This window comes from Streptosporangium sp. NPDC049248 (assembly GCF_040678965.1).
Classification (GTDB): Bacteria; Actinomycetota; Actinomycetes; order Streptosporangiales; family Streptosporangiaceae; genus Streptosporangium; species Streptosporangium fukuiense.
The window spans coordinates 25,364-41,852 of the sequence record NZ_JBFAQY010000036.1; the positions used below are offsets into that span (position 1 = coordinate 25,364).

The 16,489-nt window shown below is 69.2% G+C and carries 10 protein-coding genes; 4 read left to right on the forward strand and 6 right to left on the reverse strand.

The window, feature by feature from the left end; genetic code table 11:
- Nucleotides 1-264: 264 nt before the first annotated feature.
- The gene (locus tag AB0K21_RS39650; protein WP_364157517.1) at nt 265-1,713 is read right to left on the reverse strand and encodes a PLP-dependent aminotransferase family protein; all 1,449 of its coding nucleotides are present in this window, start codon (nt 1,711-1,713) and stop codon (nt 265-267) included.
- 127 nt (nt 1,714-1,840) lie between these two features.
- Here AB0K21_RS39650 and AB0K21_RS39655 point away from each other — a divergent pair, with 127 nt between their 5' ends.
- Together AB0K21_RS39655 and AB0K21_RS39660 are read left to right on the forward strand one after the other, a co-directional pair.
- The gene (locus AB0K21_RS39655) at nt 1,841-3,088 is read left to right on the forward strand and encodes an MFS transporter (RefSeq protein ID WP_364157520.1); all 1,248 of its coding nucleotides are present in this window, start codon (nt 1,841-1,843) and stop codon (nt 3,086-3,088) included.
- A gap of 1,128 nt (nt 3,089-4,216) precedes the next feature.
- The gene (locus AB0K21_RS39660) at nt 4,217-4,597 is read left to right on the forward strand and encodes a hypothetical protein (RefSeq protein WP_364157523.1); all 381 of its coding nucleotides are present in this window, start codon (nt 4,217-4,219) and stop codon (nt 4,595-4,597) included.
- Between the two features lie 167 nt (nt 4,598-4,764).
- On the opposite strand, the gene AB0K21_RS39665 is transcribed toward AB0K21_RS39660, so the two are convergent.
- Nucleotides 4,765-5,388 (reverse strand): DedA family protein, encoded by a 624-nt coding sequence (locus AB0K21_RS39665; RefSeq protein WP_364157526.1) that lies wholly within the window; start codon nt 5,386-5,388, stop codon nt 4,765-4,767.
- Nucleotides 5,389-5,605: 217 nt separating this feature from the next.
- Here AB0K21_RS39665 and AB0K21_RS39670 point away from each other — a divergent pair, with 217 nt between their 5' ends.
- Nucleotides 5,606-6,235, forward strand: coding sequence for a fasciclin domain-containing protein (locus AB0K21_RS39670; protein ID WP_364157529.1), 630 nt, complete (start codon nt 5,606-5,608; stop codon nt 6,233-6,235).
- Nucleotides 6,236-6,240: 5 nt separating this feature from the next.
- Here the strand turns inward: AB0K21_RS39670 and AB0K21_RS39675 are convergent, their stop codons facing one another.
- From AB0K21_RS39675 to AB0K21_RS39685, 3 genes are read right to left on the reverse strand one after another with little or no spacing between them, the layout of a single operon-like run.
- On the reverse strand, nt 6,241-7,554 hold the full coding sequence (locus AB0K21_RS39675; RefSeq protein WP_364157532.1) for an aminoglycoside phosphotransferase: 1,314 nt from the start codon (nt 7,552-7,554) through the stop codon (nt 6,241-6,243).
- Nucleotides 7,555-7,558: 4 nt separating this feature from the next.
- A complete protein-coding gene (gene treS, locus AB0K21_RS39680) occupies nt 7,559-9,262 on the reverse strand; it encodes a maltose alpha-D-glucosyltransferase (protein ID WP_030913794.1) in 1,704 nt (567 codons plus the stop codon).
- 46 nt (nt 9,263-9,308) lie between these two features.
- Entirely contained in the window at nt 9,309-11,429 is a 2,121-nt protein-coding gene (locus AB0K21_RS39685) for an alpha-1,4-glucan--maltose-1-phosphate maltosyltransferase (protein WP_343972906.1), read from the reverse strand.
- Between the two features lie 350 nt (nt 11,430-11,779).
- Here AB0K21_RS39685 and glgP point away from each other — a divergent pair, with 350 nt between their 5' ends.
- On the forward strand, nt 11,780-14,359 hold the full coding sequence (gene glgP / locus AB0K21_RS39690; protein ID WP_364157536.1) for an alpha-glucan family phosphorylase: 2,580 nt from the start codon (nt 11,780-11,782) through the stop codon (nt 14,357-14,359).
- Between the two features lie 52 nt (nt 14,360-14,411).
- Here glgP and AB0K21_RS39695 read toward each other — a convergent pair whose 3' ends face one another.
- Nucleotides 14,412-16,277 (reverse strand): NAD(P)/FAD-dependent oxidoreductase, encoded by a 1,866-nt coding sequence (locus tag AB0K21_RS39695; RefSeq protein WP_364157539.1) that lies wholly within the window; start codon nt 16,275-16,277, stop codon nt 14,412-14,414.
- Between the last annotated feature and the right edge of the window lie 212 nt (nt 16,278-16,489).

Consider the following 16,489-nt stretch of genomic DNA (forward strand, 5'->3'; position numbering starts at 1 on the left):
AGATCCGCTACGAAGCTATATGAATGGTTTTTAAGGCGACATACCGCGAAAGATTGATCTATTCCTGCAACTGCAGCGGTATATCGGGTACATCGCCCGCGGTATCCGGAGGCGGTCACGATTTCCCGCCGTCCGGTCAGGAGATCCGCCGGAAATCTCCGGGCGCCCCGGCCGCAGGGCGAGAACCCACCCCGGACGCCCGAGTCGGCGAACGAGGTGAGCACTCACATCAGACCGGCGGTCGCTTCCAGCGGGACCAGGCGTTCAGACGTCGCGTGAGTTCCACGCGGCTCGGAAGCTCTCCGCCAGGTGCCGTAGCCCCGGTTCGATCCGCTCCGCCGGGATGGCGCCGTACCCGAGCACCAGCCCCGCCCGCGCGGGGGCCTCGCCATAGTAGGGGGCGAGGTCCTGCAGTGCGATCCCCGCCCGGTTCGCGTACGCCGTGACGCGGTTCATGTCGACCCCGGCGTCCGAGGTCAGGTGGGCGCAGAGGTGCAGGCCGGCGGCCGAGGGGATCGGCTCCAGCCAGTCGCGGAAGTCCCGCCGGAGCGTGGCGAGGATCCGCTCGCGGCGGGCCGCGTACTCGCGGGTCGCCTTGCGGACGTGTCGCCCGAGCAGGCCCTCGCCGATGAACCCGGCCAGCGCCGCCTGGGTGGGAAGCTCGCCGTGCCAGTCGGTGAGTTGCCTGGCCCTGCGGAGCGCGGGCTGGAGCGAGGCGGGGGCGACCAGGAAGCCCAGCCGCAGCATCGGCAGCATCGTCTTGGAGAAGGAACCGACGTAGATGACGTGGCCGCTGCGGTCCAGGCCCTGCAGCGGTTCCAGCGGGCGGTCCTCGAAACGGAACTCGCTGTCGTAGTCGTCCTCGATCACCACGGCACCCCGCCGCTCGGCCCATTCGAGCAGCGCGGCACGGCGGCCGAGCGACATCGGGGTGCCCAGCGGGAACTGGTGCGAGGGCGTGACGTAGACGAGGCGGGCGGAGTCGGGGAGGGCGGACACGTCCAGGCCCTCACCGTCGACCGGCACCCCGGTGACCCGCGCGCCCAGTGACCGGAACAGCAGCCTGGCCGGCGGGTAGCCGGGTTCCTCGACCGCCACACGGCAGCCGGGCTCGATCAGCACGCGGCCGATCAGGTCGAGCGCCTGCTGGGCCCCCTGGGTGACGAGTACGTCGGCGGCGCTCGCCCGTACCGAGCGGGAGATCCCGATGTGGCGGGCGACGGCCTCCCGCAGGCCCATATGTCCCGAGGGGTCGCCGTAGCCGGTGGAGCGCACCAGCGCCGGGTGCAACTCGCGGGCGACGAGCCTGCGCCACGTTTCGAGCGGGAACAGCCGGGAGTCGGGTACGCCCACCCTGAAGTCGTAGACCGGTTCCGTGGCCGGTTCGCTCGGCGGGGTGGGCAGGGACCGCCAGAGGTGGCGGGGGCGCACGCCGCTGCCCGCCGGCGCGGCCCGGGAGCGGGTGCGGCCGAGGGGTTCGGCGCACACGAAGGTGCCCGCGCCGACCTGACCGACGAGGACGCCCTCGGCGGTCAGCCGCTCGTAGGCGACGGCCACGGTGTTGCGTGACACGTCGAGCCGTCGCGCCAGCTCGCGGGTCGGCGGCAGGCGCTCCCCCGGGCGCAGGCGGCCGTCGAGGACGGCGTCCAGAAGCTGCCGGTAGATGCGGGCGGACAGATCGCCGCGCCCGGCGAGGCTCACATGGAAATCCACCCGACCGTCCTCGTATTGGCCCAATGATTCTGTCTTCCATTGGATCTTATATGGGGCCAATCCGCTCAATAGAGTCACGCTGTTCCCAACGCGGGAGACCTCAGCGCGGTGACCACCAAGGAGTCCGATGTTCAGCCGGATCATGCCGCCTTCCGGGCCGCCCAGGATCCTCGCCCTCGCGCAGCTGACCAACTCGATCGGAGACGGCGCCTACTACGTGTGCTCGGCGCTCTACTTCATCCGGATCGTGGGGCTGTCGCCGACCGAGGTCGGCTTCGGGCTGACACTCGGCTGGGCCGTCGGGTTCGTGGCGGGGGTCCCGCTCGGGCACCTCGCCGACCGCCGGGGACCGCGCGGCACGGCGGTCCTGCTGGCCGTCGCCACCGCCGCCGCGGTCGGCTCCTTCCTGTTCGTCCGATCCTTCCCGCTGTTCGTGCTGGTCGCCTGCCTGTACGCGATCTCCCAGTGCGGTCTCGCCGCCGCCAGGCAGGCACTGCTCGCCGGGCTGGTGGACCGGGCGCGGCGGACCGGGGTCCGGGCCCACCTGCAGGCGACGGTCAACGCGGGGCTGGCGGTCGGCGCCGCGTTCGGGGGAGCGGCGCTGCACCTCGACACCCCGGCGGCCTACCTGACGGTCCTGGCGATGGACGCGCTGAGCTTCCTGTTCTCCGCGCTGATCCTGCTCCGCCTCGCTCCGGTGCCGGCCACGCCGGCCGCCGGAGCGGGCGAGCCGGTGCTGGCGGTGCTCAGAGACCGGCCGTACGCGCTGATCTCGCTCCTCAACATGATCGCGCTGTTGAACATGCCGCTGCTCAGCCTGGTCATCCCGCTCTGGATCGTTCAGCGGACCCAGGCCCCGAGCTGGACGGTCGCCGCACTGCTGGTCCTCAACACCCTGGGCGTCGTGCTGTTCCAGGTACGGGTGGCCCGGCGGGTCAGTGACCTGGAGACCGCCGCCCGGTCCGTACGGCGGGCGGGCGCGGTGCTGCTCGCCTCGTGCGTGGTGTTCGCCCTGTCGTCGGCCGGATCCTCGGCGTGGGTCGCCGGGCTCGTCCTGCTCGTGGCCGCCTGCCTGCAGGTGCTCGGTGAGATGATGCAGGCCTCCGGCGCCTGGGAGATCGGATTCGACCTCGCCCCGGCCGGCAAACAGGGCCAGTACCAGGGCTTCTTCGGATCCGGCGCGGCGGTCGCGAGGATGCTCGGCCCACTGCTGCTCACCACGCTGATCGTCACCTGGGGGACTCCGGGCTGGCTGGTGCTGGGCGGCCTGTTCCTGCTCTCCGGCCTGGCCATGGGACCGGCCGTGCGCTGGGCGCTGCGGACCCGGCGGCCGGACCCCGGTGCGGAGCCGGAAGGCGCGAGGGTCGTGTTCTGAGACCATGGCCGCCGGGAGGACAGGGGCCTCGGCGGCCATGGCCTCGGGCGACGGTCGCCTCGATGGTGACCGGGTGCGGGGCGGCGGCGACCTCGGCTCGGCCGACGCATCATGCCGCAGGGCTCCCTTGATATCGCGTCCGGCGCTTTTCGCGGAACAGAATCGCGGCAACCGGCATTTAAGGTGAATTGTCTACTCGTACATAAAATGCGAAGAAGCCCTGTAGGGTGGATTCGGTTTTCTCTGAAATGCCATCTGTTTGCTGACTCGAAAATGGGGGGCGCGTTTTCCTTTTTGGTGTGCGGGTATTTCCGATTCGGATCGCTGGAAATGATAAAAAATCGGATTCTCGCTGCAAAGGGAAACAAGTTGATTCCTCATGGGAGTGAGCCGGCCGGGGGTCCTGCCGGCCGCCGCCTCTTGAAGTATGCCGTCGTCGTGACCACGGCGGGGACGGTGCTGTTGAGCCAGGCGCCGGTGAGCGCGATGGCCGAGCCCGTGCCGGGCGCTTCGGCCGGAGCGGTCGTCAAAGGGGGCGGTCCCGTCGCATCCGTCGATCACCACGGGGAGTGCCGTCACAGACCTTGCCGCCGTTGCGGCCGTCCGTGCCACCGTTGTCACGGATTCTGCGAGCGCGGACGGCGGGGGCGTAAGGGGATACAGGGCGTTCCGGGACGCCGAGGTCCCCAGGGACCGGAGGGGCCGGAGGGCGAGAGGGGCCCGATGGGTTTTCCGGGACCGCAGGGCGAACAGGGGCCGGAAGGTAAGAGGGGCCCACAGGGCCACCCGGGTTCGGAAGGTCCGGCGGGTCCGGCGGGTGCTCAGGGGGAGAAGGGTGATCCGGGTCCAGCGGGTGCTCAGGGGGTGCGGGGTCTTCAGGGTCTGACAGGTCTGCAGGGTCTGACAGGTCTGCAAGGTCTGGCGGGTGCTCAGGGGGAGAAGGGTGATCCGGGAGCTCAGGGTCCGGCGGGTCCGCAGGGCGAGAAGGGTGAGCAGGGGTCGGCGGGTCCGGCGGGTGCTCAGGGGGAGAAGGGTGATCCGGGAGCTCAGGGTCCGGCGGGTGCTCAGGGGGAGAAGGGTGATCCAGGTGCCCAGGGTCCGGCGGGTCCGCAGGGGGATCCGGGGCCGATGGGTCCGCCGGGGCCGGGGGGCGGTATCGACTCGGCCATCCAGGGCGACACCGAATACCTCGGCTATGTGCCGGGCGACGGCCGGACTCTGCTCAGGGATCCGAGGACCACCCCGAACTGGCATGACCTCTCGTCCGTGCCCGGTTATCCGGGCAACGTGATCGGTATCACCCTGGCGGCGCTGGGAGGCAGCCTGTACGTCGACATGCTGAGCACCGACGGCAGGGTCATGCAGACGACCTGCAGGATCAGGCCGGTCCCCGGCCGCGGGGGAAACCCGGCATGGCCCGGCAACTGCGGCGCTTTCGTCAATCTGACGCCGCCCACGGGGCGGACGACCGGAACACGGATCTACTGGACGGTTCCGGGAGGCGGCTGAGAACACGGAGGGGCCGAACACGGCGGGGCACGGGCCTGCCGAACCGTCCCGTGACGCCGCAGGCGGATGATCGCGAACATCCTTTCGTGATCATCTGTCTTTTCGGCCACCGGGGACCGGCCCGATGTCCCGGGCCCGGGCCCTGTGGCCGATGTGCTTCCCCGGTGTCACCGGCGGTCGCGGCGGCGGCGTAGCAGGTGCCGGACGATCAGCCCGGCGACCAGGGCGACCAGGGCGAGGAGCAGGTAGTCGAAGTAGCGGGCGATCTCGTCGTACACCTCGCCGATGTAGTTGCCCACGGTGTACCCCAGCACCGTCCACACCGTGACCCACAGTGCCGCGCCGAGGGTGTTGAACGCCAGGAAACGGAGCCAGGGCATGCCGATGGTGCCCGCGACGATGCCGTTGACCTCGCGAAGTCCCGCGATGAAGCGGGCGACGACGACGACCTTGCCGCCGTGCCGTTCGAAGAACCGCTCCGCCTTCCGGAAGCGTTCCGGGGGCAGCAGGACGTAGTGGCCCCAGCGGCGGATGAAGGCGCGACCACCGGTGCGGCCGATCAGGTAGCCGAGGTTGTCCCCGGCCACCGCGGCCAGCACCGCGATCGGCACGATGGCGGCGAGGTGCAGTTGCCCGGCCCCGGCGTAGATCGCGGCGGTGAGCAGGATGGTCTCCCCGGGGACGGGGATGCCGAAGTCCTCCATGAAGATCAACGTGCCGACGGCCAGATAGCCGTACTGGTCCAGCAGTGGTGCCAGATGGGCCAGTGGGCCGGGTAGCGGTGGAGCCATATGGTCACTCTATGGGGTTGTTTGATTACTCTGTGCCCTGATTCGGTGTGAGGGTGGCCCGGGATGCCGTCTTGCTGGTGAACATTCTGATCTGTTTTAGGCATTTAATGGCCATATGTCCGATAGATGACTATCTGGGGGGAAAGTGGCCAGTGAGCAGGCGGCATGAGCCGCCGGGAGCATCCCGGCGGCTCATGCATCCGAATCAGGAGGTCCCATGAAGAAGGAACTTCTCGTCTCCGGGCTGAGCGTGCTGATGTTGAGCGCGCTCCCTGTCGCCGCGGGGGCGGCCACCCACTCCGCGCCCACCCCGACGCCGTCGGCGTCGCCCCCGGGCCACACGTCGTCACCTTCGCCCGGCGTGAGCGGCAAGCCGGTCGGCCCCGGCTGCTCCGCCCTGCCGGCCACCGGCAAGGGCAGCCTCGGCAACGCGGCCAGGGAGCGGGTCACCACCGCGGTGGCCGAGAACCCGGAGCTGTCCACCCTGAGCGCCGCCATCAAGGACGCGGGGCTGACCAACAAGCTCTACACGGCCAAGGGCATCACGATCTTCGCTCCCAGCAACGCGGCCTTCAACCAGTTGCCGCCCGGCACCATCAAGAAGCTGATGGCCGACAAGCCGCAACTGGCCAAGCTGCTGACCTACCACGTGGTCGAGGGCAGGAAGAGCCCGTCCCAGCTGACCGCGGCCCCGCTGAAGACCATGCAGGGCGGCCAGATCACCGTCAAGGGCTCGGGGCAGGACTTCGTCGTCTCCGGCAGGGCCAAGGTGGTCTGCGGCGACATCGCCACCAAGAACGCCACCGTCTACATCATCGACAAGGTGCTGCTGCCCCGCTCGAAGTGAACCCGTCAGCGGTCCAGCTGGAAGGCGGCCATCGGGATGTGCAGCCAGGTCGGGCGGTTGCGGGCCTCGTAGACGACCTCGTAGGCGGCCTTGTCGAGTTCCAGGGCGCGGAGCAGGACGGCGTCCTCGGCGCGCAGATGGCCGCCTCCGGCGGAGTAACCGGCCAGGAAGGAGGAGCGGTTGAGCTCGGCCCACTCGACCGCGCGGGGGCGCAGCTCGTCGGCGTCGACGTGGTCGGCCAGCAGGTGGCGGGCCGCGTAGTCGAAGGAGCGGAGCATCCCGGCCACGTCGCGCAGCGGTGAGGCCAGGGCCCGGCGCTCGGCGATGGGCTGTCCGGGCTCGCCCTCGAAGTCGAGGATGATCCAGTCTGTGGGGGTCCGCATCACCTGGCCGAGGTGGTAGTCGCCGTGGACGCGCTGGACCGGCATCTCCCTGGCCACCTCGGAGACCCGCTGGTACGCCTCCTCGGCGACATGGGCGTGCTCGCGGAGCTCGGGCACCTCGGCGACCGCGACGGCCAGGCGGCGGCCGAACTCCTCGACCATCCGCTTGACCTCCTGCGACTCGATCACGTCGACCGGGAAGGCGGCGGCCAGCTCGTGGTGTACCTGGGCGGTGGCCACGCCGAGGCGGAAGGACTCGGCGCTGAAGTCGCCGCCCGCCTCCGAGGCCGAGCACTCCAGGGCGCCGTAGAGGTCGCGGACGCTGGTCAGCGCCAGCGCCCAGCCGTCGTTGGAGTTCGACAGGAACTCCTGGGTCATCGCCAGCGTGGTGGGCTCGCCGTCGAGGTCGGTCTCGATCCAGCCGTACGGCCGCGCGATGTGGGTGCCGTCACGGCGGGCCAGGGCGGTGACGATCTCCAGTTCCGGGTTGACCCCGGGGGTCAGCCGGCGGAACAGCTTGCAGATGTAGGTGTCGCCGTACACCAGGGAGGTGTTGGACTGTTCGGCGTTGAGCACCAGGCTCCGCAGGGAGGTGTTGATCTCCACCCCGTCGAGGTGGCGGAAGCGGAGCGGGCCCAGATCACGGTTCTCCGCCATGCCGGTCAGCAGGACGCAGGTGAGGTCGGCGTCGTAGGCGGCGTCGTAGTAGTCCTCGCCGATGTGGGCGGGCTTGAAGCGGTACTCGTCGGGCGCGTCGGTGCCGAGCAGCAGCTGGTACCGGTCGCATGCCCCGGCCTGGTGAACCGAGATGATCACGTGGCGCAGGCGTGGTGCGAGTTGCACGTCCGAGTCGACGACGAGATTGTCGATCGGGCGCCCCTTACCGGCGAACCATCGTTGATGGGTGATCCAACCGGTAAGGAGCTCCGTCAACACGGCTTTACGCCTCCTGGGATACGGGCGGCAGGGTGAACCAGTAGAACCCATGCCCCGGGAGCGTCAAAAGATACGGAAGCTCGCCAATCGGTGGGAACGGAACTCCGCCCATCGTCTCCACGGGAATCGACCCCTCGAAGCGGCGGAGATCCAGCTCCACCGGCTGAGGGAACCTGGAGAGGTTGTTGACGCACAGGATCCGGTCGTCGCCGAGTTCCCGCACGTAGGCCAGGACGCTCGGGTTGGAGGAGTTCAGCTCGGTGAAAGCGCCGAGGCCGAAGACCGGGTGCCGCTTGCGGATGTCGATCATCCGCTTGGTCCAGTGCAGCAGCGAGCCCGCGCTCCGCTGCTGGGCCTCGACGTTCAGTGCCTGGTAGCCGTAGATCGGGTCCATGATGACCGGGAGATACAGGCGGCCGGGGTCGCAGTCGGAGAATCCCGCGTTGCGGTCGGGACTCCACTGCATCGGGGTGCGGACCCCGTCGCGGTCGCCCAGCCAGATGTTGTCCCCCATCCCGATCTCGTCGCCGTAGTACAGCACGGGAGAACCGGGCAGGGAGAGCAGCAACGCCGTGAACAGCTCGATCTGGTTGCGGTCGTTCTCCAGCAGCGGCGCCAGCCGCCGCCGGATGCCGACGTTGGCCCGCATCCGGGGATCCTTGGCGTACTCCGAGTACATGTAGTCGCGCTCGTCGTCCGTCACCATCTCAAGCGTGAGCTCGTCGTGGTTGCGGAGGAAGATGCCCCACTGGCAGTTCTCCGGGATCTTCGGCGTCTGGGCCATGATCTCCGAGATCGGGTAGCGCGACTCCCTCCTGACCGCCATGAAGATGCGCGGCATCAGCGGAAAGTGGAACGCCATGTGGCACTCGTCGCCCCCGGTGGCGGGGTCGCCGAAGTACTCGACCACGTCGGCGGGCCACTGGTTGGCCTCGGCCAGCAGCACCCGGTCGGGATAGAGCCGGTCGACCTCCGCCCTGACCCGCTTCAGGTACTCGTGGGTCCTGGGCAGGTTCTCGCAGTTGGTGCCGTCCTGCTCGAACAGGTACGGGATGGCGTCCATCCGGAACCCGTCGATGCCGAGGTCCAGCCAGAAGCGGAGTACCTCCAGCATCGCGTCCTGCACGTCGGGGTTCTCGTAGTTGAGGTCCGGCTGGTGCGAGAAGAAGCGGTGCCAGTAGTACTGTCCCCGGACCGGGTCGTGCGACCAGTTGGACGTCTCGGTGTCGATGAAGATGACCCGGGCGTCCTTGTAGAGCTCGTCGTGGTCGTTCCAGACGTAGAAGTCGCCGAAAGGACCCTCGGGGTCGTGCCGGGAGGCCTGGAACCACGGGTGCTGGTCGCTGGTGTGGTTCATCACCAGGTCGGCGATGACCCGCATGCCGCGCTTGTGCGCCTCGTCGACCAGCTTCACGAAATCTCCGAGGTCCCCGAAGTCGGGAAGGATCTTCATGAAGTCGGCGATGTCGTACCCGCCGTCGCGCAGCGGTGACTCGTACAGCGGCAGCAGCCAGAGGCAGTCGACGCCGAGCCACTGGAGGTAGTCCAGTTTCTGGATGAGACCGCGGATGTCTCCGGTGCCGTCGCCGTTGGAGTCGGCGAAACCCCGGATGAGAACCTCGTAGAAGACGGCGCGCTTGAACCAGTAGGGATCGCGCGGTTCTTCCTCGTCGAAGGTGTTCGGAATTGGCTCAGGTAGCTGACTCACCAGTGGACTCCCCGCTGTTCTGCCGGTATACGCGTACCCGGCCGGCTCACCGCTGGTTCGCCGCCGCTGCACGCAGAGTGAAGACGTGCGCTGGGTGGATGTGGGGATCGAGGCGCACGTAGTTGTCCTGCCGCCACCGGTACGACTCGCCCGACAGCTCGTCGTCCACGACGAACTCGGCTTGCCAGTCGAGACCGAGGGCGGGCATGTCCAGCGACACCGTCGCCTCGTGGGTGTTGTGCGGATCCAGGTTCACGACCACGAGGACCACGTCGCCCAGGCCGTGCCGTCGTGTGGCCGTGTCGTAGGCGCCGGGCAGCCGCTTGGAGAAGCAGACCATGTCCGGATGGTTAACGCTGTGAAATCGTAGATTACGCAGTTCCTGGAGCGCCGGGTGTGCTCTTCGGAACAAATTGAGTTGCGTGATGAACGGGGCAAGGCTACGACCTTCCCGCTCAGCCCCTACCCAATCACGGGGTTTGTACTGATATTTCTCACTATCTAGATATTCCTCGCTGCCTGGTCTAACCGGTACATTCTCCGCAAGTTCATAGCCCGCATAGACGCCCCAGGTCGGCATCGCCATCGCCGCAAGTACTGCTCTGATACGGAATGCCGGGACACCCCCATGTTGAAGGTACTCGTGGAGAATGTCTGGAGTGTTAACGAACACGTTCGGCCGCATGTACGACGACGTCTCGTGGGAGAGCTCGCTCAGGTAATCCTCGACGTCCGAGCGCGAGTTCTTCCAGGTGAAGTACGTGTACGACTGGTGGAAACCGACCTTGGCCAGCGTCCGCATCATCGCCGGCCGGGTGAACGCCTCGGCCAGGAACAGCACGTCCGGGTCCGTGGCGTTGATGTCGGCCAGCAACCTCTCCCAGAAGGCCACCGGCTTGGTGTGCGGGTTGTCCACCCGGAAGATCCGCACGCCGTGCTCCATCCAGAGCCGCACCACCCGCCTGATCTCCTCGTAGATCCCCTCGGGATCCTTGTCGAAGTTCAGCGGATAGATGTCCTGGTACTTCTTCGGCGGGTTCTCCGCGTAGGCGATCGAGCCGTCGGCACGGATGTTGAACCACTCCGGGTGCTCGGTGACCCACGGGTGGTCGGGCGCGCACTGCAGGGCCAGGTCGATGGCGACCTCCATGCCCAGCTCGCGGGTCTTCGTCACGAAGGCGTCGAAGTCCTCGAAGGTGCCCAGGTCGGGGTGGATGGCGTCGTGACCGCCCTGCTGCGAGCCGATCGCCCAGGGCGAGCCGGGGTCGTACGGCTCGGGCGTCAGGGTGTTGTTGCGCCCCTTGCGGAAGCTCTGCCCGATCGGGTGGATCGGCGGCAGGTAGACGACGTCGAAGCCCATCTTCGCGACGGCCGGCAGCCGCTTCGCGGCAGTCTGGAAATTTCCGGACTTGGGGGCTGCGTCCCGCTCGATGATCGCACCCTCGGAGCGTGGGAAGAACTCGTACCACGACCCGAACAGCGCCCTGCGGCGGTGCACCACCACCGAGCGCGGGGACGATCTCGTGATCAGCGAACGCAGCGGGTGCGCGCGCAGCAGCGCCGCCGTCTCCGGAAGCTGGGCGACGGTGAACCGGGCACGCGGGTCGATCCGGGTGTCGCGGAGCCTGGCCGCGACCGCCTGGAGCGCGGCGCGGTGCCCGCACGCGTGTGCCTGGGTGACCTTGCCGCGCTTCGCCGTCCTCGCCGCGGGGGTCCTGCCGCTCACCGGCCTGCCGGTCGCGACGGTGCCGGTCGCCGGTTCGCAGTCGGCGGCCCGTACGGCCCGCGCCGCGCGGTCGAAGAGCCGGGCGCCCTCCTCGCACATCAGGTCGGCGTCCAGGTCGCGGGGGATCTTGATGCCCGCGTCGTGCAGCCAGGTGGCCAGGGGATCGCCCCAGGCCTCCACCCGGAAGCGCCACTCGCCCTCGGTGGGCAGCGTCACCTCCACGCCCCAGCGGTCGGTGCCGGGCCCGAGCTCGCCCATGGGCAGCAGCGGCCCGCGCACGCCGTCGGGGCCGGTGAACACGACCCCTGCGGCGACCGCGTCGTGTCCCTCGCGGAACACGGTCGCGGAGATCTCGAAGGTCTCACCCGCGGCGGCCTTCGCGGGGTAACGCCCGCATTCGACCGTGGGGTAGATGTCCAGGATTGGGATTCGTCCGATCATCGCGTCTCAAGGTAGCGGCGGCACGCCCGGTGCCGCCGGGGAAGTCAGCAAGGAAAGATCTTCGATTTTCAAGCGTCCCCGGCGGCCGCTCTCGGGGCAAGGCGGAGCCCTGCCCCGCCGGGACGGCCGATTCCGAGGGCAGCGCATTCTGGCTCGTATGTCCGGTGCCCTAATAGTCCATCTTCATGCGTGCCGGTGGATAGAGTGCGGGACCTCTTACTCTTCGGCGAGTTGTCCTAACAGTCGATCACCTGCCTTTGATGTGTTTGGGGGAGATTGATAGCGGTGAGGGGGAGACGCGTGAGTGTTTGAGTCGCCCTCGTGGCGCTGAGTAACTAGGGTCTGGCACCGTGAGAGCTATTCGCAGGTTTACCGTCCGCACCGTCCTGCCCCCCGAGCTGGCACCCCTCGGGGAGCTCGTGCTGAATTTGCGCTGGTCGTGGCACCCGGAGACATTGGACCTGTTCGGCGAGGTCGATCCGGCGATCTGGGGGCGTGTCGGGTACGATCCCGTCGCCCTGCTGGGTGCCGTGGAGGCCGACAGGCTCCGCGAGCTCGCCGCCGACCGCCGCTTCCTGCGGCGGCTGGCCGACGCGGCCGACGATCTCCGCGAATACATGACCGCTCCCCGCTGGTACCAGACCATCCCCGACGCTCCCCGGAGCATCGCCTACTTCTCACCCGAGTACGGCATCGCCGCCGCGCTGCCGCAGTACTCCGGCGGGCTCGGCATCCTCGCCGGCGACCACCTCAAGGCGGCCAGCGACCTCGGCGTGCCCATCCTGGCCGTCGGCCTGCTCTACCGGCACGGCTACTTCACCCAGTCCCTCTCGCCCGAGGGCTGGCAGCTTGAGCACTACCCCTCCCTCGATCCGGGCGGCCTGCCGCTGACCCTGCTCAAGGAGCAGGACGGCACCCCGGTACGGATCAAGCTCAGCCTTCCCGAACAGCGCACGCTGCACGCCCAGGTCTGGGTGCTCCAGGTCGGCAGGGTGCCGCTGCTGCTGCTCGACTCCGACGTGGCCGAGAACGACACCGCGGCCCGTGACGTCACCGACCGCCTGTACGGCGGCGGCACCGACCACCGCCTGCTCCAGGAACTGCTGCTCGGCGTCGGCGGCGTCCGCGCCATCCGGGCCTACTGCCGGGTCACCGGGCACGCCGAGCCCGAGGTGTTCCACACCAACGAGGGGCACGCCGGCTTCCTCGGTCTGGAGCGCATCCGCGAACTCACCGAGGCCAGGCTCTCCTTCGACGAGGCGCTGGAGGCGGTGCGGGCCGGCACCGTCTTCACCACGCACACCCCGGTGCCCGCCGGGATCGACCGCTTCCCCACGGAGATGATCGCCCGCCAGTTCGGCGGCGACAACGCGTGGCCCACGGTCCCGACCGACCGCATCCTCGCGCTCGGCGCCGAGGACGAGCCGGGCAAGTTCAACATGGCCGCGATGGGCATGCGGCTGGCCCAGCGCGTCAACGGCGTCTCCGAACTGCACGGCGCCGTGAGCCGGGAGATGTTCCAGTGGCTCTGGCCCGGCTTCGACGCCGACGAGGTCCCGATCGGGTTCATCACCAACGGCGTGCACGCGCCCACCTGGGTGGGCCGCGAGATCATGGAGCTGGCCGGTCAGGAGCTGCCCACGCTGGTCGAGCAGGCCCAGGGCTGGGAGAGCATCACCAAGATCTCCGACGGCGACGTCTGGGGCATCCGGGGGAGGCTGCGCGAGAGGCTGGTCAGGGCGGCCCGCGCCCGGCTCCGCCAGTCGTGGCTCAACCGGGGCGCCTCCCCGCCCGAGCTCGGCTGGATCGACGAGGCCCTCGACCCCGAGGTGCTGACCATCGGCTTCGCCCGCAGGGTGCCCTCGTACAAGCGGCTCACCCTGATGCTGTCCGACCCCGAAAGGCTCCGGGCGCTGCTGCTCGACCCGGTCAAGCCGGTCCAGATCGTGATCGCGGGCAAGGCGCACCCGGCCGACGAGGGCGGCAAGAAGCTCATCCAGCAGATCGTGAAGTTCGCCGACGCGGAGGACGTGCGGCACCGCATCGTCTTCCTGCCCGACTACGACATGGCCCTGGGGCAGCTGCTCGTCCAGGGCTGCGACGTGTGGATGAACAACCCGCTCCGCCCGCTGGAGGCGTGCGGCACGTCCGGCATGAAGGCGGCGCTCAACGGCGGGCTCAACCTGTCCATCCGCGACGGCTGGTGGGACGAGTGGTACGACGGCACCAACGGCTGGGCCATCCCCACCGCCGACGGCGTCGCCGACCCCGACCGTCGCGACGAGCTGGAGGCCACCGCCCTCTACGACCTGATCGAGCACGAGGTGGCCGACCGGTTCTACGACCGCGCGGACGGCCTGCCCCGGCGCTGGCTGGAGATGGTCAGGCACACCCTTACCTCGCTCGGTCCCAAGGTGCTCGCCGGGCGGATGCTCCGCGACTACGTGGTGGGTCTCTACGCCCCCGCGGCCTCCTCCGCGCGCGCCCTGTCCGGCGACGGGTACGAGCAGGCGAGGAGCTTCGCGGCGTGGAAGCTCAGGGTCGGCAGGGCCTGGCCGGGTGTGCGGGTCGAGCATGTGGAGGCCGCGGGTCTCGGCGACACCCCCGAGCTCGGATCGTCCCTGGGGCTGAAGGCCACCGTCGCCCTCGGCGAGCTGGAGCCCGGTGACATCCGGGTCCAGGCGGCCTACGGACGGGTCGGGGACCACGACGACCTGGTCGCGCCCGCCTACGCCGACCTGACGGTCGAGAACGTGGGCGACGACGGCAGGGCCGTCTTCGGCGGGACCATCCCCCTGGAGCGCACCGGCCCGTTCGGCTACACGGTCCGGATCGTTCCCGACCACTCCCTGGTGGCGTCGCCCGCGGAGCTCGGCCTGGTCGCGGTGCCCGAGGAGCCCGTCGGCATGACCAACGGCACCCTCCGTTGAGCGCGTGTCCACCCGGCGCGCGCCGGGTGGACACGCCGGGTGGACGGCGGCGTCAGGCGTTGGCCTCCAGGGCCGCGCGGACGGCCGACTCCAGGGCGCCCTCGATCCAGGAGTGCTTGAGCGAGGTGTGCTCGCCCGCGAAGTGCAGCCGCCCGACGGGTGCGGTGATGGCGGGGTGGATCTCGGTCATCTGGCCGGGGGTGAAGACCGCGGCCTCGCCGAAGGCGTAGCGGTTGCGCAGCCAGCTCTGGGTCTGGCCGTGGCCGGTGTAGAAGTCGGCGATGCGCTCCCCGTGCACCTCCTGAAGTCCGCGCAGCGCGTGGCCGTAGCGCTCGGCGTCGTCCATGGAGTCCCACCGGGAGGCGTCGTCGGCCCACGCGTAGCTGGCCAGCACGACCCCGCCCTCGCTGCCGCGCACCGGGTGCGAGGGGAAGTAGACGAACCTGTTGGCGTTGTCGGTGACCGAGCCGCCGCCCGTCACGTGGCTCGCGGGCCCAGGGCGGTAGCGGGGGCCCAGCTCGCGCTTCCAGTCTCGCTCGTCGAACTCCCACCAGCGCCTGCGGAACTCCAGCAGCACCTTGGTCGCGGAGTCGTAGTGCAGCTCGATCACCGCGCGCCGCTTCGGGTACGGCAGAGCCGGGGTGATCTCCACGTGGCGCAGCGCGGAGAACGGGATCGTGATGATCGCGAGATCTCCCTCGAACGTCTCACCCCTGCCCTGGGGCCGGGAGACGGACTCGGTGCTGCCCGTCTCGGTGACCGTCTCCACGCGCACCCCCCGGGCGGTGTGCCGGATCCGCACGGCCCGGCGGTCCATCCGGATGTTCCCGCGCAGCCCGGGTTCCAGCCGGTAGGGCAGCTCCCGGCTGCCTCCGGCCATCTCCCAGTAGGTCGCCGACGGGTTGACCAGGCTCCGGGTGAGGAAGGTGTGCATGAACGACAGCGGCAGCCGGGAGGTCAGGTTCTCGATGGTGCCGATGGCGTCGACGGCCGCGTCGCTCAACCTGGCGTGCTCCCGGAGGAAGCGGTTCATGGAGTGGTCGTCGAAGTCGTACAGCACGCGGGCCCAGCCCTCGATCAGCTCGGGCAGCGGCTTGTCGACCCGCTCGGAGCCGCGGACGACGGAGAAGTAGTCCCTGACCGGATCCAGCGCCTCGTCCAGGATCCTTCCCGCGGTCCTGTCGTCCCTGAGCCCGAACGAGGCGTTGATCTTTCGCGGGTCCCTGGCGTACTCGTCGCGCCGTTGCGAGATGCCGTTGACCCGGATCCAGGTGTGGTTCGCCCGCCGCGGTGCGGTGAACTCCCCGCGGGACGGCCCGGAGCGCCAGACCGGTCCGCGGCGCGAGGTGTAGACGACCGGCGGTGTCGGTCCGCTCGCCGCGTCGCCGGGCCGCACGTCGACGTTGTAGAACAGGCGGCGGGAGATGCCGAGCTTGTCGATCAGCGCGAGGGTGAGCGGGTGGAAGTCGGGGATGCGCATCGCCCCCGCCTCGGCGTACTGCCGCCGGTCGGCGAAACCGGTACGGAAGGTCTTGATCCGGCCGCCGATCCGGTTGCCGTTGGCCTCGATGACGGTGACCCGGTGCCCGGCCCGCTTCAGCAGCGTGGCGGTCACCAGCCCGGAGATCCCGGCGCCGACGACCAGGATCCTCTTCGGGCTGCGGGTCCTGGGCAGACCTTTGTCGATCAGCACCCTGAGGTATTCGAGTTTGAGGTCCGCGCCGTTCTCGTCGATCAGCAGCAGATCCCGTGCCACCTTCAGGCAGGTGTCCCAGCGCTCTCCGTCACGCGGCTCCCGCCGGGGGCCGGTGGGGGCCGGGCCGGTGAGCGAGACGGCGGCCGGGACCGCGGGGGCCATGGCCCCCACCGCGCCCAGCCCTGCCAGCCTGGCGAATCCTCGCCGGTCGATGCCTGTCACGGCATCCTCCTGTCGCTAGTCACTCTAGGTAATGAAATGACTACTATCGGTTTACCTTCCGGCGTGCCAGGATCTTCCCGGTTGTGACTCCAACCGATGTGACAGAGCCGGTTCTTTGCGGTTTTTGTCGCAACAGGCGGGTGGGTGGCCGATGGTGCGCGGGGGCGAAATATCAAGCAGAGTCGGACAAAAGCTCTTTTATCGGGCAAAAC